Raw genomic sequence first — 20,979 nt, forward strand, 5'->3', positions numbered from 1 at the left:
AGGAAGGCGCCCCTCCGGCAGGGAGGGGCGCCAAGCGCCGTGCATCGGCCGTCAGGGCGCGCGGGCGAGTTCCGGCTCCCGCTCGGTCGGCTCCGGCGGACGGGGCGCCTTCGACAGCGGCCCCGGCCACCACACCTTCCGGCCGAGCAGCAGGCTCGCCGAGGTCACCAGGTACGTACGGACGAGGAAGGTGTCCAGGAGCACCCCGACCGCGATCACGAAGCCCAGCTCGACCATCTGCACCAGCGGCATGTTGATGAGCACCCCGAAGGTCGCGGCGAGCACGAGCCCCGCCGAGGCGATCACGGAGCCCGTCGTCCGCAGCGCCGTGAGGGCGGCGGCCTCCGGTTCGGCGCCCGCGAGGGACTCCTCGCGCATCCGGTGCATCAGGAAGATCCCGTAGTCGACGCCGAGCGCGACGAGGAAGACGAAGGAGAGCAGCCCGAGTCCCGGGTCCGTCCCGTCGAAGCCGAACAGCGGCCCGAAGACGAGCCCGCCGATGCCGAGCGAGGCCCCCCACACCGCGATCACGGCGACGAGCAGCAGGAGGGGTGCGACGAGGCTGCGCAGCAGCGCGATCAGGATGAGCAGGATGGCCGCGAGGACGAGCGGCACGACGACGGTCCGGTCCCGGGCGTTGGTGTCCTTGAGGTCGAGCTGCTCGGCGCTGGACCCGCCGACGAGGGAGTCCTTGCCGTCGAGCCGGTCGCGCAGGTCCTCGATGGTGCGCGTCTCGGCGGCGGACTGCGGTGCGCCCTTGGCGACGACGCTGATCTCGGTCCAGCCCCCGCCGCTGCGCCCGCGCTCGGCCCCGACGACCCCCCGCACATCCCGGACGTCCCCAAGTACCGCGTCGGCGGTGCCCGTCGGGGCGAGGACGGTGAGGGGCTGGGTTCCCCGCTCGGGGAAGGCTTCGGCGAGCTGCTGCATCGCGGCGATCGCGTCGGGCTTGCTGGTGAAGGAGTCCTCCTGCTTGAGTCCGCCCGGCAGATTGAGCACACCGAGCGCGAGCGCCCCGAGCAGCACGGCCCCGCCCAGGAGCACGGCACCGGGCCTGCGCCCCGCCGAACCGCCCATCGCGGCGAAGAGACTGCGCCGCTTCGCCTTCGGCTCGCTCCCGAAGGCGGGCACCAGCGGCCAGAACACCCGCCGCCCGAGCAGCACGAGCACGGCGGGCAGCAGGGTCAGCATGGCGACGAGCGCGCACAGCACGCCGACGGCCCCCAACGGCCCCATCCCCCGGCTGCTGTTGAGGTCGGCGGCGAGCAGCACGAGCAGCCCGGCCGCGACGGTGAGGGAGGAGGCGATCACGGCGGGCCCGCAGCCGCGCAGCGCGGCGGCCATCGCGTCGTAGGGCCGCTCGACCCGACGCAGCTCCTCCCGGTAGCGGGAGACGAGCAGCAGCGCGTAGTCGGTCCCCGCCCCGAAGACGAGGATCGTCATGACGCCGGAGCTCTGCCCGCTGACGGTGGTCCCGAACGCCTGGTTCAGTCCGTACGCGACGCCCATCGACAGGTAGTCGGCGATCCCCGCGACGACGAGCGGCACCAGCCACAGGAACGGGCTCCGGTAGATGAGGATCAGCAGGATCGCGACGACGGCGACGGTGGTGTAGAGCAGCGGCCCGCCGAGCGCGTTGTACACCTCGGCGGCGTCGGTGGCGAGCCCGCCGGGCCCGCCCACCTCGACCTGCAGCCCGCCCTCGCTCTTGGCGATGTCCCGCACCTCGTTGACGAACTCGTCGCGCAGCTTCTCGTCCGTGCCGGGCTTGGTGCTGGCGACCGGGTACATGAGGGTGGTGCCGTCCTTGGAGGGCACTGCCCTCGGTGCGGCGACGAGGTCGAAGTCCCCGCCGATGCGGTCGACTTGGCGCCCCGCGGTGGCCTTGTCGGCGGCGGTGAGCCCCCCGTCCCGGTGGTAGACGAGCACGAGCTCGGTGGTCTCCCCGCCCGGCAGGGCTTCCTGGATCTTCGCGACCTGCGTGGAGTCGGCGTTGGCGGGCAGGTAGTCGACGGCCCTGTCGTGCTGCACATCCCCGAGCTTCCCGGCGAACGGCCCCGCGAGGGCGAGAACGGCTACCCACAGCGCGAGCAGCGTCCAGGGCACGGCGCGGCGCCGCTTGGCGGTGGTCCCCATCGGAGGGCCTCCCTGTCGTGACGGATTCTGGAGTCGTTGAGTACGCGATCCAGAGTCCCGCCGCGATCGGGCGGTCTCGTCGGGCGAGAGGGCGAGTTGGGGGTTACGACGGGGAGAGGCGAGGCGGGTCCGCTACTCCCGGGGGAGTATTCAGCCCGTCCGGCGATCGAGGACGAGGCCGTTCAGGCCGATCGGGGGTCCAGGGGCGAAGCCCCGGGAAGGGCACCCCACCCAGGAGGGAACTCAAACGGACAGGGCGCCCTACGACGGCGTCGTACGCGCAGCGGCGAGCAACTGCGACACGTCGTCCACCGACAGCGTCAACGCGACCCCCGCGGTCCCCAGGACCTCCCGCTCAGCGGGTGTGTAGGGACCGTCGGCGAGGGCGACACGGGCCCCCGTGAGCAGCACGGCCTCCCGCCCCGCGGGGGCGAGGTGGGGCGCCAGCGGCCCGAGCGCCTCGTGGAGTTCGATGGCGAGCCCCACACCCCCGTCCTCGGCGGGAGCGACGCGCCCCGTGTCGGCCTCGAGTCCGGTGACGAGGGAGATCAGCTGCTCCTCCGAGCAGTCGTCGAAGCCCGCCTCGCACAGCGCGCCGATGGCCAGGTCCAGGGTGGCGCGCGCCCCCGTGCCGCCCGCCGCGAGGACGGACAGGACCACGGTGTGCACGGCGTCGCGGAGCATCGCGGACAGCCGCGTGGTGGTGGGGTGGTCGAGGACGTCCGTGCCGAACTGGTCCTGGCAGGCGGCGCATTCGACGACGGGCCCGGCGGCCCCGCGCGGGAGGACGGGCAGCCCGAGGAGCACGAAGCGGCGTTTTCCGGTCCGCCGCTGGTAGTTGCGGTCACCTCCGCAGCCGGGGCAGAAGAACTCCCCGTCGCCCACCGTCGTCCACGAGGTCCGCACTCCGATGACGCGCGCCGAACGTGGCGAACGCCCGCCGAAGATACGCGATTTCCGACCGTTTCGTCCCCGATCTGGCAGCACCACGCACCTCCGTAAGCCCGCGGCAACGCTGCCGCGCTGGCGTGATGTTAGCCACATCATTGAGGCCCCGTCAGCACTCCGTACGAGAGATGGCCGGTTGACTGCCTGGACAGACTGCGGCCCCGGCCGCGTGCGACGCGGTCGGGGCCGGGGTCCTCCGTCCTGAACTGCCTTAACGCGCGGCGCGGTTCACCGCGGACACGACGGCCTTGAGGGAGGCGCGTGTCGTATTCGCGTCGATGCCGATGCCCCACAGGACCTTGTCGCCGATGGCGCACTCGATGTACGAGGCGGCCTGCGCGGAGGCGCCCTCGCTCATCGTGTGCTCCTGGTAGTCCAGCAGGCGCACGTCGATGCCGATGGACTGCAGGGCGTCGAAGAAGGCGGAGATCGGGCCGTTGCCGGTGCCGGTCAGGACGGTGTCGGCGCCGTCCAGGGTGGCCTCGACGGTGAGGGTGTCGACGCCGTCCGTGTCGGTCGTGGTCTGGCCGTTCCTGACCTGGATGCGGCCCCAGGGGTTCTCCGGGTTGGGCAGGTACTCGTCCTGGAAGACGCTCCAGATGTCCTTCGGCGTGACCTCGCCGCCCTCGGCGTCCGTCTTGGCCTGGATGACCTTGGAGAACTCGACCTGCATGCGGCGCGGCAGGTCCAGCTTGTGGTCGTTCTTCAGGACGTAGGCGATGCCGCCCTTGCCGGACTGCGAGTTGACGCGGATGACGGCTTCGTACGAGCGGCCCACGTCCTTCGGGTCGATCGGCAGGTACGGGACGGCCCACTCGATGTCGTCGACGGTGACGCCCTTGGCCTTCGCGTCGGCCTCCATGGCGTCGAAGCCCTTCTTGATGGCGTCCTGGTGGGAGCCGGAGAAGGACGTGTAGACCAGGTCGCCCACGTACGGGTGGCGCGGGTGGACCTCCATCTGGTTGCAGTACTCCCACGTACGGCGGATCTCGTCGATGTCGGAGAAGTCGATCTGCGGGTCGACGCCCTGGGAGAAGAGATTCATGCCCAGCGTCACCAGGTCGACGTTGCCGGTGCGCTCGCCCTGGCCGAACAGACAGCCCTCGACGCGGTCGCCGCCGGCCATGACGGCCAGCTCGGCGGCGGCGACGGCGGTGCCGCGGTCGTTGTGCGGGTGGATGGACAGGCAGACGTACTCGCGGCGCGACAGGTTGCGCGACATCCACTCGAAGCGGTCCGCGTGCGTGGACGGCGTCGAACGCTCCACCGTGGCGGGCAGGTTGAGGATGATCTCGCGGCCCGGACCCGGCTGGTAGACGTCCATGACGGCCTCGCAGACCTCCAGGGCGAAGTCCAGCTCGGTGTCCGTGAAGATCTCGGGGCTGTACTGGTAGCCGAACTCGGTCTCCGGGTCCAGCAGCTTCTCCGCGTACTCCATCACCAGGCGGGTGCCGTCGACGGCGATCTGCTTGATGTCGTCCTTCGAGCCGCGGAAGACGACGCGGCGGAAGACCGGGGCGGTGGCGTTGTACAGGTGGACCGTGGCGCGCCTGGCGCCCTTCAGGGACTCCACCGTGCGCTCGATCAGGTCCTCGCGGGCCTGGGTCAGTACGGAGATCGTGACGTCGTCCGGGATGGCGCCCGGCTCTTCGACGATCGACCGCACGAAGTCGAAGTCGGTCTGGCCCGACGCCGGGAAGCCGACCTCGATCTCCTTGTAGCCCATCTTGACCAGCTGGTCGAACATGCGGCGCTTGCGCTCGGGGGACATCGGGTCGATCAGCGCCTGGTTGCCGTCGCGCAGGTCCGTGGAGAGCCAGCGGGGCGCCTTCGTGATCCGCTTGTCCGGCCAGGTGCGGCCGGGGATGTCGACCTGCTCGTACTGCCCGTACTTGTGCACCGGCATGGCGGTGGGGCGCTGGAAGTTCGGCATGGGGCGGGGCTCCTCGGGAGTGTCCGGAAGGACGGCCGACGGTGGCGCAACACCGAACTCCGCGGGGAGGGGGTCGGCCTCGACTACAGGCCCTCGCCGCGGCAGCTAAGGAGAAGCAGCCCGAATCGCATGATGGGCGGCAGCTTAGCCGAGCCGCGCGTTGTGCGCGGGCCCGTATCAGTATGCGGGACCGGAAGGCGGTATCGGGCAAAAGGTGATGAACCCCTCGATTCCCCTCCACGCCCCGGCGCACGGGCAAGCCAGGCATCCACCCCACGGGGGTGAATTTCCCCTACGCACGCACCACCGGGACCGCCCGCCGACCCGGCCCCCCACCTGCGCTTTCCCGCCCACTCCCGACCCAGGGGCCCCGCCGGAGGCCCACCCCCGCCCGCCAAGCAATCATGGTTGCAGGTAGTGACAGAGTCATGACCCAGTGCCACATTGCCGCCATGACCACCAGCCCAGGCTTCGAGCCTGTCTTCTGCACCATCATCCCGCCCCACGTCCTCGACACTCTCGCCCAGAGTGCGGACCCCGCGGTCGCCAAGGCCGCCCGCAAGTCCCTGATCCAGGACGCCTCCCAGCGCACCGCGCGCCGGCTGACCACGGTCATCGGCGCCCCCTCTATCGCCGCGCCCAAGGGCGCCGAAGCGGGCAAGCCGCACCGCACCGTCTACGACGCACGGCACCACCAGGACCTGCCCGGACGCAAGGTCCGCGGCGAGGGCGACAAGCCCGGCAAGGACGCCTCGGTCAACCGCGCCTACGCGGGCCTCGGCGCCACCTTCGAGCTGTACCTGAAGGCGTACCAGCGCGACTCCATCGACGGAAACAACATGCCGCTGGACGCGACGGTCCACTTCGACCAGGACTACAACAACGCCTTCTGGAACGGCGAGCAGATGGTGTTCGGCGACGGCGACGGCGAGATCTTCCTCGACTTCACCATCCCCGTGGACGTCATCGGCCACGAGCTGACCCACGGCGTCACGCAGCACACCGCGAACCTGACGTACTTCGGCCAGCCCGGCGCCCTGAACGAGTCGATGTCGGACGTCTTCGGCTCGCTCATCAAGCAGTACACGCTCGGCCAGACGGCCGCCGACGCGGACTGGCTGATCGGCGCCGGCCTGCTCGCCCCGCGCGTCACCGGCAAGGCGCTGCGCTCCATGAAGGAGCCCGGCACGGCCTACGACGACGACGTGCTCGGCAAGGACCCGCAGCCCGCCGACATGGACCACTACGTCACGACGGGCCGTGACAACGGCGGCGTGCACATCAACTCCGGCATCCCCAACCGCGCCTTCTACCTGGTCGCCGAGCGCCTCGGCGGGAACGCCTGGGAACGGGCCGGACAGATCTGGTACGACGTCCTGACCGGCGGCCGGCTCCAGAAGCAGGCCCTCTTCACGGACTTCGCGAAGCTGACGGTGGCCGCGGCGCGCGCCCGCTACGGCGACGGCGACGAGCTGAAGGCCGTCATCGACGCATGGGCGACGGTGAAGGTCCCCGCCAACGGCTGACGGTCCGCTACCACCCGCTCACCGCCTGGAGTAGAACAAGACCCATGCGTATCCAAGTGAGGCGTACGGGAGGTTTCGCGGGCATCGAGCGGCACGCCGAGGTGGACACCTCGGGCCGCGCCGACGCCCACGACTGGGAGGCCCTGGCCGAGCAGGCACTCGCCGCCGGCCGGGGCACTCCCCCCATCGGAGTGCCGGACGGCTTCAGCTACCAGATCACGGTGAACGGCCAGACGGTGTACTGCGCGGACCCGCGCTTGACGGAGGAGCAACGCCGCCTGATCACAAGGGTGTTGAAGGAGGGCGCGTAACGGTCCCCCGGCCCGTCCGGCGTTCAGGGGCGGGCCGGGGAAAGAAACTTGAGAAATGTTCACCTTTCTTGCGCACCCCCATTGACTCCCGCCCCACCGGGTACGCAGGATCCCGCCCATGACCGCAAGCGCACTCCCCCGGTTCCCCGAGGACTTCCTCTGGGGCGTGTCCACCTCGGCCCACCAGATAGAGGGAGCGACGGACCACCGCGCCCCCTCCGTCTGGGACGCCTTCACCGCCACTCCCGGCACCGTGAAGGACGGCACGGACGCCACCACCGCCTGCGACCACTACCACCGCTACCGCGAAGACGTCGCCCTCATCCGCGACCTCGGCGTGGGCGCCTACCGCTTCTCGGTCTCCTGGCCCCGCGTCCAGGCGGAGGGCACGGCCTTCTACGACCGCCTGGTGGACGAACTCCTCGCCGCGGGCGTCCAGCCGGTCCCGACCCTGTACCACTGGGACACCCCCCTCTCCGTCGAGGAGAAGGGCGGCTGGCTCACCCGCGACACGGCGCACCGCTTCGAGGAGTACGCCACCACGGTGGCCGAGCGCCTCACCGACCGGGTCTCGACGTGGATCACCCTCAACGAGCCCGCGGAACACACCCTGTTGGGCCACGCGCTGGGCCAGCACGCCCCCGGCAAGAAGCTCCTCTTCGACGCGCTTCCGGCCGCCCACCACCAGCTCCTCGCCCACGGTCTGGCGGTCCGGGCCCTGCGCGCCGCGGGCGCGACCGGCATCGGCATCGCCAACTCGCACGGCCCGACCTGGCCCGCGTCTAACGCCCCCGAGGACACCGCGGCGGCGGACTTCTACGACACGCTCCTCAACCGCCTGTTCGCGGACCCGCTGCTCCTGGGCAACTACCCGGACGGAATGGGCGAGTTGATGCCCTCACCGGATCTCGCCGCGGACCTGAGGACCATCGCGGAGCCGATCGACTGGTACGGAATCAACTTCTACCAGCCGACCAAGGTGGGCGCCCCGCTCCCCGAGGGCACGGCGACGGAGTTCTCCGGCCTCACGCTCCCCCCTGAACTCCCCTTCTCCCCACGGGAGATCGAGGGCTACCCGGTCACGGACTTCGGCTGGCCGGTGGTGCCGCACGCCTTCACCGAACTCCTGCTCTCCTTCCGCGCCCGCTACGGCGACCGCCTCCCGCCCCTGATGATCACGGAGAACGGCTGCAGTTACGAGGGCGTGGACGACCAGGAGCGCATCACGTACCTCGACGGCCATCTGCGGGCCCTGCACGAGGCGGTCGCCGCGGGCGTGGACGTGCGCGGATACTTCGTCTGGTCGCTCATGGACAACTTCGAGTGGGCGGAGGGCTACAAGCAGCGCTTCGGCCTGGTCCACATCGACTACGAGACGCTCACCCGCACGCCGAAGGCGTCGTACCACTGGCTGCGCGAAGCCCTTCGGGCCCAGGCCCAACGCCCGTGAAGACAGCCGAGGCCGACCCGCTGACCGAGCCGACCGTCCGGGTCGGCCGCGCCTGGACCACCACCCTCTCCCTCGCCAACGGCGCGATCTGGGTGGGCTGGTACGGCCCGCTGCAGATCCTGCTCGCCGTCCAGGCGGAGGACCTGGCCCCGTCCGGCACCTCGAAGGAGACGGTGCTCGCCTGGGTGACGGGCGCCGGCGCGGTCGTCTCGCTCGCCGCCAACCCGCTCTTCGGCGCCCTCTCCGACCGTACGACGTCCCGCTGGGGCCGCCGCACGCCGTGGATCGTGGCGGGCACGACGACGGGCGCGGCCGCGCTGCTCCTCCTGTCCGCCGCGCCCTCGGTGTGGTGGATGGCGGCGGCCTGGTGCCTGGTCCAGCTGACCCTGAACGCCGCGTTCGCTGCGGTCACCGCGGCGGTCCCGGACCGGGTGCCCCGGCTGCAACGCGGCTCCGTCGGCGGCTGGTTGGGCGCGGCGCAGCTCCTGGGCGTGGTGGCGGGGACGGGCCTGGCGACGGCGGCCGGGGGCACGGTGGCGGGCTACGCGGCGTGCGCGCTCTTCACGGTGGCCGGCGTGCTCCCGTACGTCGTCCGCCACCGCGACCTCCGCCTGGACCCCGTCGACCGCCCGCCCTGGCACACCCGGGCCTTCCTCGCCTCCTTCTGGCTGAGCCCGCGCCGCCACCCCGACCTCGCCTGGGCCTGGCTGACCCGCTTCCTCATCAACGTCAGCAACTCCGTCGTACTCCTCTATCTCCTCTACTACTTGAGGGACCGGCTGCACCGCCCCGACCCGGACGAGGGCGTGCTGATCCTGACGGCGGTGAACGGCCTGACGATGCTTGCGACGGTCGTCGTGGGCGGGGTCTGGTCGGACCGCACGGGCCGCCGCAAGCCCTTCGTGATCTGGTCGGGCGCGCTGATGGCGGTGGCGACGGGCCTGCTCGCGACGTGGCAGACCTGGCCCGGGGCGGTCGTCGCGGCGGCGGTCCTCGGCATCGGCTTCGGCGTCTTCACGTCGGTGGACTTCGCCCTGATGACGGACGTGCTCCCCGAGGCCATGGACCGCGGCAAGGACCTGGGCGTCATCAACATCGCCAACTCCCTTCCCCAGGTGGCCGCCCCGGCCCTGGCGGCACCGATCGTGACGTACCTGGGCGGGTACCGGGTGCTGTACCTGGTGGCGGCGGTGATCGGCCTGGTGGGCGCGGCGCTTGTGGTCCGCGTGCGGGGCGTGGACTGAGCGCCCCGGACATGTGGCCCGGGAACGGGGCAAAAAATGGTCTGTACCCGTCCGCCCGACGAGCTTTGATGTCCCCATGACCACCCCCACCCCCACACCGGCCCCGACCCCGACCCCGTCGGACGCACCCCTCCTGCACCGGCTGGAGCGCTACTACGACACGGTGCCGCGCGCGGCGGCGCGGGCCGAGGACTTCGGCCCGCTGACCCTGTTCGTACGGGAGTCGGGCGGCTGGCCCCTCTACGCCCGCCCCACCCTCGGCCGGACGGGCCCCGCGGCGACCCCCGCCGACATCACCCGCGTACGGGCGCGGCAGCGCGAACTCGGCCTGCCCGAAGCCTTCGAGTGGATCGGCGAGTTCACCCCCGGCCTTGCGGCATCGGCCCGCGCGGCGGGCCTCACGGTCCACGCCCACCCGCTGATGGCCCTGCCCCCTTCGGCCCCGACTCCCGCCACTCTCCCCTCGGTTCGCGTCATCACCCCCGAAGACCCGGCCCTCCACGGCGCGCTGGCCCTCCCCCACCTGGCCTTCGCCACGCCCGGCACGGCGGTGGGCACGGCGGGCCCGGCCGAGCTGACGGCGGAGATCATGGCCCACATGAACGACGGCGCGGTCCCCGCGACGAGGGAGCGCATCCGCGCGGGCCGCACGGTCCTCGCGGCGGCGGTCGAGAACGGCGTCGTCGTCTGCTCCGGCATGCACCTGCCGGTGGGCACGGTCACCGAGATAGTCGGCATCGGCACCCTCCCCTCGGCCCGCCGCAGGGGCTTCGGCGCGGCGGTGACGGCGGCCCTGGTCGCGCACGCGCGGGCGAGCGGGGTGGAGACGGTGTTCCTGTCGGCGGGGGACGAGAACGTGGCGCGGCTGTACGGAAGGCTCGGGTTCGAGCGGGTGGCGACGGCGCTCATAGCGGAAGCCGACTGAGCCCGAACCCTTGAGCCCGCCCGGCGATTGAGGACGAGGCCGCTAGAACCCCAGCTTGCGCAACTGCCGCGGATCCCGCTGCCAGTCCTTCGCGACCTTCACATGGAGGTCGAGGAAGACGGGGGTACCGAGCAGGGCCTCGATCTGCTTGCGGGACTTGATGCCGACGTCCTTCAGGCGCTTGCCCTTCGGGCCGATGATGATGCCCTTCTGGCTGGGGCGCTCGATGTAGACGAAGGCGTGGATGTCGAGCAGCGGCTTGTCCGCGGGGCGGTCCTCGCGCGGCAGCATCTCCTCGACGACGACCGCGATCGAGTGCGGCAGCTCGTCCCGTACGCCTTCCAGCGCCGCCTCGCGGATCAGCTCGGCGACCATGACCTGCTCGGGCTCGTCCGTGAGGTCGCCCTCCGGGTAGAGCGTCGGGCCCTCGGGCAGCAGCGGCACGATGAGGTCGGCCAGCAGGTCCACCTGCTTCTCGCCCACCGCCGACACCGGCACGATCTCGGCCCACTCGAAGCCGAGCTCCTTGCCGAGCTGGTCGATGGCGATGAGCTGCTCGGCGAGGGTCTTGCTGTCGACCAGGTCCGTCTTGGTGACGATGGCGATCTTCGGCGTCTTCTTGATGGAGGCGAGCTCCTTGGCGATGAAGCGGTCGCCCGGGCCCAGCTTCTCGTTCGCCGGCAGGCAGAAGCCGATGACGTCGACCTCGGCCCACGTCGTGCGCACCACGTCGTTCAGCCGCTCGCCGAGCAGCGTGCGCGGCTTGTGCAGCCCCGGGGTGTCGACCAGGATCAGCTGCGCGTCGGGCCGGTGCACGATGCCCCGCACCGTGTGCCGCGTGGTCTGCGGCCGGTTCGAGGTGATGGCCACCTTCTGGCCCACCAGAGCGTTCGTGAGGGTGGACTTGCCCGCGTTGGGGCGGCCGACGAAGCAGGCGAAACCGGCACGGTGTCCGGCCTCGGACGGCTCGGCAGAAGACGGGGTACGAACGCTCATGGCGCCCATTGTCCCTGATGCCGACGGCCACGCCGCACCGCACGGCGCCCTCCCCCGCCCGCACCCGCCCCCGTGAGCCCCCGGAAACCCCCCGGCAACACGAAACGCCCCGGAAACACCGAGGTGCACGGCGCGAAACACCGACGCGTGACGCTCTTCCCCCATGACCCCCACGGAGCCCGCGCCACTCGACCCGCTCACCCCGCTCGCCGCCGCCCCGCGCCTCGACACGGGGGACACCGCCTGGCTGCTCGCGGCGACCGCCCTCGTCCTGCTCATGACCCCGGGCCTGGCCCTCTTCTACGGCGGCATGGTCCGCGCGAAGAGCGTCCTGAACATGCTGCTGATGTCGTTCGTCTCGATCGCCCTGGTCACCGTGGTGTGGCTGCTCGCGGGCTACTCCCTGGCCTTCGGGGACGACGCGTTCGCGGGCCTGATCGGGAATCTCGACCACCTCGGCATGGCGGGCATCGGCCCGGACACCCTCACGGGCTCCGTCCCCACGCTCCTCTTCACCACCTTCCAGCTCACCTTCGCGATCATCACGGCGGCGCTGATCAGCGGCGCGATCGCGGACCGCACCCGGTTCGCGGCCTGGCTGGTCTTCGTGCCCGTGTGGACGCTCCTCGTATACGTTCCCGTGGCCCACTGGGTGTGGGGCCCGGACGGATGGATCGCGCACTCCCTCGGGGCCGTCGACTTCGCGGGCGGCCTGGTCGTGGAGATCGCCTCGGGCGCGTCCGGGCTCGCCCTCGCCCTGGTCCTCGGTCCCCGCCTCGGCTTCAAGAAGGAGGCGATGCGCCCGCACAGCCTGCCCATGGTGATGCTCGGCGCTGGGCTGCTCTGGTTCGGCTGGCTCGGCTTCAACGGCGGCTCGGCCCTCGGTGCCAACGGGCTGGCCGCCGCGTCCCTGCTCAACACCCTGGTCGCGGGCTGCACCGGCCTGCTCGGCTGGCTCTTCGTGGAGCAGAAGAGGGACGGGCACCCCACCACGTTCGGCGCCGCCTCGGGTGCGGTGGCGGGCCTGGTCGCGATCACCCCGGCGTGCGGGATCGTGGGCATCGCCGGCGCGGCGGCGGTGGGCCTCGCGGCGGGCGTCGTCTGCTCGTACGCCGTCGCCTGGAAGTTCCGCCTGGGCTACGACGACTCCCTGGACGTCGTCGGCGTCCACTTCGTCGGCGGCGTCGTCGGCACGCTCCTGATCGGCCTGTTCGCCACGGCGACGATGACCGGCGAGGGCGGCGCCGAGGGCCTCTTCTACGGGGGCGGCCTCGGCCAGCTCGGCAGGCAGACGGTGGCGGCGGCCGCCGTGGCCGCGTACACGTTCCTCGTCACGTACGGGATCGGGAAGGTCATCGACCGCCTCATGACCTTCCGGGCGTCCCCCGAGGACGAGTTGACCGGCCTCGACCAGACCGCGCACGCCGAGACCGCCTACGATCACGGCGTCTCTTCCCCGTCCCCGCTGAAGAGCACCCCGAAGAGCCCGCTGAAGAAGGAGCACTCCGCATGAAGCTCGTCACCGCGATCGTGAAGCCCTTCCGGCTCGACGAGGTGAAGACGGCGCTCCAGGAGCTCGGCATCCACGGCCTCACCGTCACCGAGGCCAGCGGATACGGGCGCCAGCGCGGCCACACCGAGGTCTACCGGGGCGCCGAGTACCAGGTGGACCTGGTGCCCAAGGTGCGCATCGAGGTCGTCATCGAGGACGACGACCTGGACGCGGTCGTCGACGCCGTCGTGCGGGCCGCCCGCACGGGCAAGATCGGCGACGGCAAGGTCTGGGCGGTCCCGGTGGACACGGTGGTCCGGGTGCGCACGGGCGAACGGGGACCGGACGCGGTGTGAAGCCCGCGCGGCCGGGCCGTGGACGGCCCGAGCCCGGCCCGGAAAAGCCCTCGGTGTTGTCGGTGGCCCGTCGTACTCTTGGCAGTGCAAGGCTGTCGAGCGGCGCGAGCCCCGCACCGAGGAGGTTGAGCAGGCCCTTAGCGGGCGGCCCATGACGCAAACACCCACAGCGCAGACACAGGCCCGAGCTCATTTCACCGTCCCGGCGAAACACCCCATGGTGACCGTCCTGGGCTCCGGTGACGCCCTGTTGCGTGTGATCGAGAAGGCTTTCCCGGCGGCCGACATCCATGTCCGGGGGAACGAGATCAGCGCGGTCGGCGACGCCCATGAAGTCGCCCTGATCCAGCGCCTGTTCGACGAGATGATGCTGGTGCTCCGCACCGGACAGCCGATGACGGAGGACGCAGTGGAACGCTCGATCGCCATGCTCCGGGCGGACGAGAACGGCGAGGGGGACGGCTCCGAGACCCCCGCAGAGGTCCTCACCCAGAACATCCTCTCGTCCCGCGGCCGCACCATCCGCCCCAAGACCCTCAACCAGAAGCGCTACGTCGACGCGATCGACAAGCACACCATCGTCTTCGGCATCGGCCCCGCCGGTACCGGCAAGACGTATCTGGCCATGGCCAAGGCGGTGCAGGCGCTGCAGTCGAAGCAGGTCAACCGCATCATCCTGACCCGCCCCGCGGTGGAGGCGGGCGAGCGCCTCGGCTTCCTGCCCGGCACGCTCTACGAGAAGATCGACCCGTATCTGCGCCCGCTCTACGACGCGCTGCACGACATGCTCGACCCCGAGTCGATCCCGCGCCTGATGGCGGCCGGGACGATCGAGGTGGCCCCGCTGGCGTACATGCGCGGCCGGACGCTGAACGACGCGTTCATCATCCTCGACGAGGCGCAGAACACGAGCCCCGAGCAGATGAAGATGTTCCTCACCCGCCTCGGCTTCGACTCGAAGATCGTGATCACGGGCGACGTGACGCAGGTCGACCTGCCGAACGGCACGAAGAGCGGTCTGCGCCAGGTCCAGGACATCCTGGAGGGCCTCGACGACGTGCACTTCTCGCGGCTCACCTCGCACGATGTCGTCCGGCACAAGCTGGTCGGCCGTATCGTCGACGCGTACGAGAAGTACGACAGCGAGAACGGCACCGAGAACGGCTCCCACAAGAGCCGCGGGCACAAGCGTTCATAAACGGGAAGCAGACAAGCCAGCGCCATGTCGATCGACGTCAACAACGAGTCCGGAACCGAGGTCGACGAGCAGGCGATCCTCGACATCGCCCGCTACGCACTCGCGCGGATGCGCATCCACCCGCTCTCCGAGCTCTCGGTGATCGTCGTGGACGCCGACGCCATGGAGCAGCTGCACGTCCAGTGGATGGACCTGCCGGGCCCCACGGACGTGATGTCCTTCCCGATGGACGAGCTGCGCCCGCCGAGCCGGGACGACGACGCCGCGGAGGCCCCGCAGGGGCTGCTCGGCGACATCGTCCTGTGCCCGGAGGTCGCCGCGAAGCAGGGCCAGGAGGCCCCCACGCAGCACTCCATGGACACGGAGCTCCAGCTCCTCACCGTCCACGGCGTGCTGCACCTCCTCGGGTACGACCACGAGGAGCCCGACGAGAAGGCCGAGATGTTCGGCCTCCAGGCGGCGATCGTCGACGGGTGGCGCGCCGAGCAGGGCCTGACCGGGCCCTCTCCGGCGCCCACCGTCTCGTAGCGCCGTCATGAGTCTCCAACTGATCGCGGGCGCCATCGCCTTGGTGGTCGTCGCCTGGCTGGCGGCGTGCGCCGAGGCGGGCATCGCCCGGGTGTCGAGCTTCCGCGCCGAGGAGGCGGTCCGCTCCGGTCGGCGCGGCAGCGCGAAGCTCGCCCAGGTCGCCGCCGACCCGACCCGCTATCTGAACGTGGCGCTGCTGGTCCGCGTCGCCTGCGAGATGGCCGCGGCCGCCCTCGTCACGTACGGCTGTCTGCGGTACTTCGACGAGACCTGGCAGGCGCTGCTGTGCGCGATCGGCGTGATGGTCCTCGTGTCGTACGTGGCCGTGGGCGTCTCGCCGCGCACCATCGGCCGCCAGCACCCGCTGAACACGGCGACGGCGGCGGCGTACGTGCTGCTGCCGCTGGCCCGGATCATGGGCCCCATCCCGCCGCTGCTCATCCTGATCGGTAACGCGCTGACGCCCGGAAAGGGCTTCCGCCGCGGCCCGTTCGCCTCCGAGGCGGAGCTGCGCGCGATGGTCGACCTCGCCGAGCAGGAGTCCCTCATCGAGGACGAGGAGCGCCGCATGGTGCACTCCGTCTTCGAGCTGGGCGACACCCTCGTCCGCGAAGTGATGGTGCCCCGCACCGACTTGATCGTCATCGAGCGCTACAAGACGATCCGGCAGGCGCTCACCCTCGCGCTCCGGTCCGGTTTCTCCCGCATCCCGGTGACGGGCGAGAGCGAGGACGACGTCGTCGGGATCGTGTACCTGAAGGACCTGGCCCGCAAGACGCACATCAACCGCGAGGCGGAGAACGAGCTGGTGTCGACGGCCATGCGCCCCGCCACCTTCGTCCCGGACACGAAGAACGCGGGCGATCTGCTGCGCGAGATGCAGCAGGAGCGCAACCACGTCGCCGTCGTCATCGACGAGTACGGCGGCACGGCGGGCATCGTCACCATCGAGGACATCCTCGAGGAGATCGTCGGCGAGATCACCGACGAGTACGACCGTGAGCTGCCGCCCGTGGAGGAGCTGGCCGGCGGCTGCTACCGCGTGACGGCCCGGCTCGACATCGGCGACCTCGGGGAGCTCTTCGGGCTCGACGAGTTCGACGACGAGGACGTGGAGACGGTCGGCGGGCTGCTCGCGAAGGCGCTCGGCCGGGTGCCGATCGCGGGCGCGTCGGCGGTCGTGGAGCTGCCGGACGAGCGGGAGCTGAAGCTCACCGCGGAGTCGGCGGCCGGCCGGCGGAACAAGATCGTGACGGTCCTTGTGGAGCCGGTCGCGCCGGTGGGCGCGGAGGCCGAGAAGGGCGAGAAGGGCGAGAAGGGGGACTGAGGAGAGATGACTCCGGATGAACTGCGCGCGTTCTGCCTGTCGTTCAACGACGTGGTGGAGGACTTCCCGTTCACCCCGGAAACCTCGGTCTTCAAGGTCGCGGGCAAGCTGTTCGCCCTGACGCGCCTGGACGGCAGCCCGCTCACCGTCAACCTCAAGTGCGACCCCGACATGGCGGTCCAGCTGCGCGCGGCGCACCCGGAGATCGTGCCGGGCTACCACATGAACAAGCGCCACTGGAACACGGTCACGGTCGACGGAGAGCTCCCGGACGCGAGGGTCCGGGAGCTCATCGAGGACTCGTACGACCTGGTGGTCGCGGGCCTGCCGAGGGCGGTAAGGCTCCGCCTCGACCGGCCCTGACCCGTCAGGCGGCAGCCCGCCGGCGCAGGCCGAGGCCCACCAGAGCGGCCGTCGCCAGCACCACGATCGCGTCGATCAGGAGCACCGTCCGCGTGCCGGACATCAGGTCCGTGCCGGTCGTCGCCAGGACGCCGAGCAGCGGGATGCCGACGGTGATGCCGACCTGCTGGGTGGAGGTGACCAGGCCGGTGGCCAGGCCCTGCTCCTCGTCGGGGACGCCCGAGGTGACCGTCACGCCGTACGAGATGATCGCGCCCAGGTGGAACATGCTCGCGATCGACACGGCGGCCGTCGCGAGCCACACCGACCAGGAGCCCTCACCGAGCCCGAGCAGCGCCGCCACGAACAGGCCCTGCCCCAGGAGCGAACCGGTCAGCGTGCGGCGCGCCCCGAAGCGGCCGATGACCTTCGGCGCGACCATCCCGGCGAGCACCGAGAGCACGCCCTGCACCCCGAACACGAGACCCGTCTGGAAGGCGGAGAGCCCCAGGATCTCCTGGAGGTAGAGGGTCAGCACGAAGACGACCGTCGACATCATCGAGAAGGTGACGAGCCCGCCGAGGTTGCCCCAGGCCACGGAGCGGCGCCGCAGCATCGGCAGCGAGACCAGCGGCGCCGCGCTGCGCGCCTCGACGGCGACGAAGGCCACGAGCAGCAGCACACCCGCCACCAGCGAGGCGATGACGTCGAGGCCGCCGAAGCCGCGCTCGGCCGCCGTCGACAGGGCGTAGATCAGGGAGAGCAGCCCGCCGGTGACGGTCACGGCGCCCGGCACGTCCAGGCGCGGCCGGTCCGGGGTGCGGGACTCGGGCAGCAGGCCCGGTGCGAGCGGCAGCACGATCAGCGCGAAGACGGTGAGCAGCCCCATGGTGGAGCGCCAGCCGAGGGTGTCCGTGAGGACGCCGCCGAGCACCATGCCGACGGTGAAGCCGAGGGAGAGCAGCGTCCCGGAGATCCCGAGCGCCCGGTCGCGCTGCGGCCCTTCGGGGAACGTCGTGGTCAGCAGGGACATGCCGGTCGGCACGATGGCCGCCGCGCCCAGGCCCTGCAACGCCCGGCCCGCCAGGAAGGACGCCGGGTCCCAGGCGAAGGTGGCGAGCAGCGAGGCGGCGCCGAACAGGGCGAGCCCGGCGAGGAAGAGCCTGCGCCGCCCGAACAGGTCGCCGGTCCTGCCGAACAGGAGCAGGAAGCCGCCGGAGGGCAGTGCGAAGGCGGTGACGGCCCACTGGAGCGCCGACTGGCTCATGCCGAGGTCGGCGCCGAGCACGGGCAGCGCCACGTTCAGGACGGAGAAGTCCAGGGCGACCATGAACTGGGCGGCGCACAGGATGAAGAGGACGAGCTTGTCGCGGGCGGAGAGCTTGGGGACGGCGGGGGTGACCGCCGGTGTGGTGCGGGTGGGTGGTGGGGTGAGGGTGTCGATCGCCATGGCAAGAGCTTCCGGCGTCCGGGAGGGACGTGGGGAGCGGGAACTTATCCTGGTGGCCGCACCACCAGACAGGGGGAGAGGACATGTCCAAGGCAGCCGCGGAGGAGAAGCCGGCCGACGAGGCCAAGGCGCGCAGGCTCGCTGAGCTGCGCGAATTCCTGATGAGCCGCCGCGCCCGGGTGAGCCCCACGGAGGCCGGGCTGCCGGACGGCGGCGCGCGCCGCCGCACCCCCGGCCTGCGCCGCGAGGAGGTTGCCGTGCTCGCGGGCGTCGGCGCCTCCTGGTACCAGTGGCTGGAGCAGGGCCGCGACATCTCGGTGTCCCCGCAGGTCCTGGACTCGGTGGCCCGCGTCCTGAAGCTGTCCAGCGCGGAACGCCGCCACTTGTACGTCCTGGCCGGCCTGAACCCGCCCGCGCCCGAGGTCGAGCAGTCCGACCTGTACATGTGCGAGGGGCTGCAGCGGCTCATCGACACGTGGATGCCGTTCCCGGCGCACATCATGGACCCCTACTACAACTGCGTGATGTACAACGACGCGGCCGGGATGGTCCTCGGCATGCGCCCCGAGAACACACAGAACTGCATCATCGACTTCTTCACGGACCCCATCTACCGTGCGCGCAGCGCCAGTTGGGAGCAGAACGCGGCATCGGTCGTCGCCCAGTTCCGGGCCGCCTGCTCCGATCACCCCGACGACGAGGGCTTCCAGGCGGTGATCAGCGAACTGCAGGAGATCAGCCCGGAGTTCGTGGAGCTGTGGGAGCGCCGGGACATCCAGGCGGCGGGCCAGGTGCGCAAGGAGATCGTGCACCCGGTGGTCGGGGTGCTGCACGTCGAGTCGACGGCCATGAAGGTTCCCGCACGCCCCGACCTCACGGTCGTGCTGCACACGCCGCTGCCGGAGGCGGACACGGCGGCGAAGCTGGAGTGGCTGGCGTCGCCGGAGGGGCGGCGGGGCTCGATGTATCCGGTGGCGATGTAGGCGGCGGCGCTTCGTATGCTCAGGGCATGACTCACAGCACGCCGGAGAGCACCCCGGAAAGCACGCCCGAGAGCACGGAGCTCGGCCCCGAGGACCGCAAGATCGTCACGCTGGCCCGCTCGGCCCGCGCCCGCAACGGGGTCGCGGAGGGCGCCGCCGTCCGCGACGAGACGGGCCGCACCTACGTCGCCGGCACGGTCTCGCTGGACTCCCTGAAGCTGTCCGCGCTGCAGACGGCGGTGGCGATGGCGGTGGCGTCCGGGGCGGAGTCCCTGGAGGCGGCGGCGGTCGTCTCCACGGGGGATTCGGTCGCAGCGGCGGACCTCGCGGCGGTCGGCGACCTGGGCGGGGCGGGGACGCCGGTGTTCCTGGCGGGGGTTGACGGGACGGTCCGGTCGAGTGTGGCGACGAGCTAGCTCCCCCTCGCCGGACGGGCTGGACCCACTCAGCCCGTCCGGCGTTTGAGGACGAGGCCGTTCAGGCCGATACGGGGGTCTAGGGGCGAAGCCCCAGGAAGAGCGCCTCAGGGCCGCGGAAGCGGTTTCGGGAAGGGGCGCCCGCGCGCGGAGCGCGCTCATGGATACAGCGGGGAAAGGAAACCCTCAAGCCGACCGCCGGAACCCGATCGTCGGCACCGCCCGCCGCAGCGGCCAAGGCCGCGACACAGCAGGCAGCTTCCCCTCCAGGAACCCGTACCGCCGCAGCGCCACAGGATCCTGCCCCTCCACATCCCGCACCCGCCGCCACCAGGCCGCGACCTCCGCCCACCCGGGTGCGGAAAGGGACCCCCCGAACTCCTGCACGGACAACGCCGCCGTGAGCCCCGCGAAGGCGAGCCGGTCCGCCAGCGGCCACCCCGCGAGCGTGCCCGTCACGAACCCCGCGACGAACACGTCCCCCGCCCCCGTGGGATCCAGCGCCTCGACCTCGATCGCGGGCACGTCCGCGGTCTCCCCGGTCCGCCCGTCCACCGCGTACGCGCCCTCCGCGCCGAGCGTGACCACGGCCAGCGGCACATGCTCGGTCAGCGCGCGGGCCGCCGCCCGCGGGCAGTCGGTGCCCGTGTACCGCATGGCCTCCGCCGCGTTCGGCAGGAACGCCTCGCAGTACGCGAGGTCGGGCAGGCTCGCGAGGTCCCAGCGCCCGGTGTCGTCCCAGCCCACATCGGCGAAGATCCGGGTCCCGGACGCCGCGGCCTGGGCGACCCAGGGGGCGCGGACACCGGGCACGAGCGAGGCGACGGCGGCCCGGGAGCGGGGCGGGCACGCCTCCCCGGCCGCGTCCCCCGCGAGCGGCACCTCCTCCACGGGCGGCTCGTGCCCGTGGCTGACCATGGTGCGCTCCCCCTCGTACGCCATGGAGACGGTCACCGGCGAGTGCCAGCCGGGGACGGTCCGGGACGGGGTGAGGTCGATGCCCTCGCCCTGTTCGAGGGTGTCCCAGCAGTACTCGCCGTAGTGGTCGTCCCCGAAGGCGGCCGCGAGCGAGGTGTGCAGGCCGAGCCGGGCGAGCGCGGTCGCCATGTTGGCCACGCCGCCGGGGCTCGACCCCATGCCCCGGGCCCAGGACTCGGTCCCGCGCACGGGCGCGGAGTCGAGCCCGGTGAAGATGATGTCGAGGAAGACGGTGCCGGTCAGATAGACGTCGCAGGGCGGATCGCCCGCTCTGCGGCTGTCCTTGAGCGGGTCGACGGCGGGCGACTGGGCGGGTACGACCATGCAGGCAACGTAACCGAAACCCCCGCCTCAGGCGCGCACCACCCGTCACCGGGACGGCACTTCAGGAACTCGCCCCCGTCGCCCTCCCGTCGCGCTCCCGTCGCGCTCCCGTCGCG

The 20,979-nt window shown here is 71.5% G+C and carries 19 protein-coding genes; 13 read left to right on the forward strand and 6 right to left on the reverse strand.

All coding sequences use genetic code 11. The features are described from left to right. Positions 1 to 51: 51 nt before the first annotated feature. From ACQB60_RS04530 to leuA, 3 genes are all read right to left on the reverse strand, one after another. Positions 52 to 2,136 (reverse strand): MMPL family transporter, encoded by a 2,085-nt coding sequence (locus tag ACQB60_RS04530; protein WP_496924468.1) that lies wholly within the window; start codon positions 2,134 to 2,136, stop codon positions 52 to 54. A gap of 261 nt (positions 2,137 to 2,397) precedes the next feature. Next, positions 2,398 to 3,123: a TerB family tellurite resistance protein gene (locus tag ACQB60_RS04535; protein ID WP_496924469.1), complete on the reverse strand. Its 726-nt coding sequence runs from the start codon at positions 3,121 to 3,123 to the stop codon at positions 2,398 to 2,400. A gap of 172 nt (positions 3,124 to 3,295) precedes the next feature. Further along, positions 3,296 to 5,017 carry a 2-isopropylmalate synthase gene (gene leuA, locus ACQB60_RS04540; protein ID WP_496924470.1) on the reverse strand — a complete coding sequence of 574 codons (1,722 nt, stop codon included), beginning with the start codon at positions 5,015 to 5,017 and terminating at the stop codon, positions 3,296 to 3,298. Positions 5,018 to 5,469: 452 nt separating this feature from the next. Between leuA and ACQB60_RS04545 the strand changes: the two genes are divergently transcribed. The 5 genes from ACQB60_RS04545 to ACQB60_RS04565 all read left to right on the forward strand — a co-directional run bounded on the left by ACQB60_RS04545 (position 5,470) and on the right by ACQB60_RS04565 (position 10,473). Then, positions 5,470 to 6,543, forward strand: a complete 1,074-nt coding sequence (locus tag ACQB60_RS04545) for a M4 family metallopeptidase (protein ID WP_496924471.1) — start codon at positions 5,470 to 5,472, stop codon at positions 6,541 to 6,543. A 44-nt stretch (positions 6,544 to 6,587) separates the two neighbouring features. Then, positions 6,588 to 6,854, forward strand: coding sequence for a protealysin inhibitor emfourin (locus tag ACQB60_RS04550; protein WP_496924472.1), 267 nt, complete (start codon positions 6,588 to 6,590; stop codon positions 6,852 to 6,854). A 118-nt stretch (positions 6,855 to 6,972) separates the two neighbouring features. Then, positions 6,973 to 8,304 (forward strand): GH1 family beta-glucosidase, encoded by a 1,332-nt coding sequence (locus ACQB60_RS04555; protein WP_496924473.1) that lies wholly within the window; start codon positions 6,973 to 6,975, stop codon positions 8,302 to 8,304. Next, positions 8,301 to 9,548: an MFS transporter gene (locus ACQB60_RS04560; RefSeq protein ID WP_496924474.1), complete on the forward strand. Its 1,248-nt coding sequence runs from the start codon at positions 8,301 to 8,303 to the stop codon at positions 9,546 to 9,548. The genes ACQB60_RS04555 and ACQB60_RS04560 overlap by 4 nt, the downstream gene beginning before the upstream one ends. Positions 9,549 to 9,624: 76 nt before the next feature. Then, positions 9,625 to 10,473: a GNAT family N-acetyltransferase gene (locus ACQB60_RS04565; RefSeq protein WP_496924475.1), complete on the forward strand. Its 849-nt coding sequence runs from the start codon at positions 9,625 to 9,627 to the stop codon at positions 10,471 to 10,473. Positions 10,474 to 10,515: 42 nt separating this feature from the next. On the opposite strand, the gene era is transcribed toward ACQB60_RS04565, so the two are convergent. Next, positions 10,516 to 11,478, reverse strand: coding sequence for a GTPase Era (gene era, locus ACQB60_RS04570; RefSeq protein WP_384831401.1), 963 nt, complete (start codon positions 11,476 to 11,478; stop codon positions 10,516 to 10,518). A gap of 154 nt (positions 11,479 to 11,632) precedes the next feature. Between era and ACQB60_RS04575 the strand changes: the two genes are divergently transcribed. The 6 genes from ACQB60_RS04575 (at position 11,633) to ACQB60_RS04600 (ending at position 16,733) form a co-directional block, all read left to right on the forward strand. Next, entirely contained in the window at positions 11,633 to 12,982 is a 1,350-nt protein-coding gene (locus ACQB60_RS04575; RefSeq protein WP_496924476.1) for an ammonium transporter, read from the forward strand. Next, positions 12,979 to 13,317 (forward strand): P-II family nitrogen regulator, encoded by a 339-nt coding sequence (locus ACQB60_RS04580; protein ID WP_496924477.1) that lies wholly within the window; start codon positions 12,979 to 12,981, stop codon positions 13,315 to 13,317. Before ACQB60_RS04575 ends, ACQB60_RS04580 begins: the two co-directional genes overlap by 4 nt. Positions 13,318 to 13,468: 151 nt before the next feature. Beyond that, entirely contained in the window at positions 13,469 to 14,515 is a 1,047-nt protein-coding gene (locus ACQB60_RS04585; RefSeq protein ID WP_496924478.1) for a PhoH family protein, read from the forward strand. Between the two features lie 24 nt (positions 14,516 to 14,539). After that, positions 14,540 to 15,043: an rRNA maturation RNase YbeY gene (gene ybeY / locus ACQB60_RS04590; RefSeq protein ID WP_496924479.1), complete on the forward strand. Its 504-nt coding sequence runs from the start codon at positions 14,540 to 14,542 to the stop codon at positions 15,041 to 15,043. Positions 15,044 to 15,050: 7 nt separating this feature from the next. Then, a complete protein-coding gene (locus tag ACQB60_RS04595; RefSeq protein WP_496924480.1) occupies positions 15,051 to 16,370 on the forward strand; it encodes a hemolysin family protein in 1,320 nt (439 codons plus the stop codon). Between the two features lie 6 nt (positions 16,371 to 16,376). Then, complete coding sequence (locus tag ACQB60_RS04600; RefSeq protein ID WP_496924481.1) at positions 16,377 to 16,733, forward strand: MmcQ/YjbR family DNA-binding protein; 357 nt, start codon at positions 16,377 to 16,379, stop codon at positions 16,731 to 16,733. A 4-nt stretch (positions 16,734 to 16,737) separates the two neighbouring features. On the opposite strand, the gene ACQB60_RS04605 is transcribed toward ACQB60_RS04600, so the two are convergent. Continuing rightward, entirely contained in the window at positions 16,738 to 18,162 is a 1,425-nt protein-coding gene (locus ACQB60_RS04605; protein WP_496924482.1) for an MFS transporter, read from the reverse strand. An 83-nt stretch (positions 18,163 to 18,245) separates the two neighbouring features. Between ACQB60_RS04605 and ACQB60_RS04610 the strand changes: the two genes are divergently transcribed. Together ACQB60_RS04610 and ACQB60_RS04615 are read left to right on the forward strand one after the other, a co-directional pair. Beyond that, on the forward strand, positions 18,246 to 19,145 hold the full coding sequence (locus ACQB60_RS04610) for a helix-turn-helix transcriptional regulator (protein ID WP_496924483.1): 900 nt from the start codon (positions 18,246 to 18,248) through the stop codon (positions 19,143 to 19,145). Between the two features lie 26 nt (positions 19,146 to 19,171). Further along, positions 19,172 to 19,561, forward strand: coding sequence for a cytidine deaminase-like protein (locus tag ACQB60_RS04615; RefSeq protein WP_496924484.1), 390 nt, complete (start codon positions 19,172 to 19,174; stop codon positions 19,559 to 19,561). A gap of 186 nt (positions 19,562 to 19,747) precedes the next feature. Here ACQB60_RS04615 and ACQB60_RS04620 read toward each other — a convergent pair whose 3' ends face one another. Beyond that, the gene (locus ACQB60_RS04620; RefSeq protein ID WP_496924485.1) at positions 19,748 to 20,863 is read right to left on the reverse strand and encodes a carbohydrate kinase family protein; all 1,116 of its coding nucleotides are present in this window, start codon (positions 20,861 to 20,863) and stop codon (positions 19,748 to 19,750) included. Positions 20,864 to 20,979: the final 116 nt, after the last annotated feature.

The sequence above is a fragment of the Streptomyces odontotermitis genome (assembly GCF_050510915.1).
Lineage (GTDB): Bacteria > Actinomycetota > Actinomycetes > Streptomycetales > Streptomycetaceae > Streptomyces.

Bases quoted from the DNA above. Each gene is read 5' to 3' on its own strand.
- ACQB60_RS04620 (WP_496924485.1), bottom strand. From the start codon at position 20,863: ATGGTCGTACCCGCCCAGTCGCCCGCCGTCGACCCGCTCAAGGACAGC.
- ACQB60_RS04580 (WP_496924477.1), top strand. From the start codon at position 12,979: ATGAAGCTCGTCACCGCGATCGTGAAGCCCTTCCGGCTCGACGAGGTG.
- ybeY (WP_496924479.1), top strand. From the start codon at position 14,540: ATGTCGATCGACGTCAACAACGAGTCCGGAACCGAGGTCGACGAGCAG.
- ACQB60_RS04555 (WP_496924473.1), top strand. From the start codon at position 6,973: ATGACCGCAAGCGCACTCCCCCGGTTCCCCGAGGACTTCCTCTGGGGC.
- ACQB60_RS04530 (WP_496924468.1), bottom strand. From the start codon at position 2,136: ATGGGGACCACCGCCAAGCGGCGCCGCGCCGTGCCCTGGACGCTGCTC.
- ACQB60_RS04545 (WP_496924471.1), top strand. From the start codon at position 5,470: ATGACCACCAGCCCAGGCTTCGAGCCTGTCTTCTGCACCATCATCCCG.
- ACQB60_RS04600 (WP_496924481.1), top strand. From the start codon at position 16,377: ATGACTCCGGATGAACTGCGCGCGTTCTGCCTGTCGTTCAACGACGTG.
- ACQB60_RS04565 (WP_496924475.1), top strand. From the start codon at position 9,625: ATGACCACCCCCACCCCCACACCGGCCCCGACCCCGACCCCGTCGGAC.
- era (WP_384831401.1), bottom strand. From the start codon at position 11,478: ATGGGCGCCATGAGCGTTCGTACCCCGTCTTCTGCCGAGCCGTCCGAG.
- ACQB60_RS04575 (WP_496924476.1), top strand. From the start codon at position 11,633: ATGACCCCCACGGAGCCCGCGCCACTCGACCCGCTCACCCCGCTCGCC.
- ACQB60_RS04550 (WP_496924472.1), top strand. From the start codon at position 6,588: ATGCGTATCCAAGTGAGGCGTACGGGAGGTTTCGCGGGCATCGAGCGG.
- ACQB60_RS04585 (WP_496924478.1), top strand. From the start codon at position 13,469: ATGACGCAAACACCCACAGCGCAGACACAGGCCCGAGCTCATTTCACC.
- leuA (WP_496924470.1), bottom strand. From the start codon at position 5,017: ATGCCGAACTTCCAGCGCCCCACCGCCATGCCGGTGCACAAGTACGGG.
- ACQB60_RS04615 (WP_496924484.1), top strand. From the start codon at position 19,172: ATGACTCACAGCACGCCGGAGAGCACCCCGGAAAGCACGCCCGAGAGC.
- ACQB60_RS04595 (WP_496924480.1), top strand. From the start codon at position 15,051: ATGAGTCTCCAACTGATCGCGGGCGCCATCGCCTTGGTGGTCGTCGCC.
- ACQB60_RS04605 (WP_496924482.1), bottom strand. From the start codon at position 18,162: ATGGCGATCGACACCCTCACCCCACCACCCACCCGCACCACACCGGCG.
- ACQB60_RS04610 (WP_496924483.1), top strand. From the start codon at position 18,246: ATGTCCAAGGCAGCCGCGGAGGAGAAGCCGGCCGACGAGGCCAAGGCG.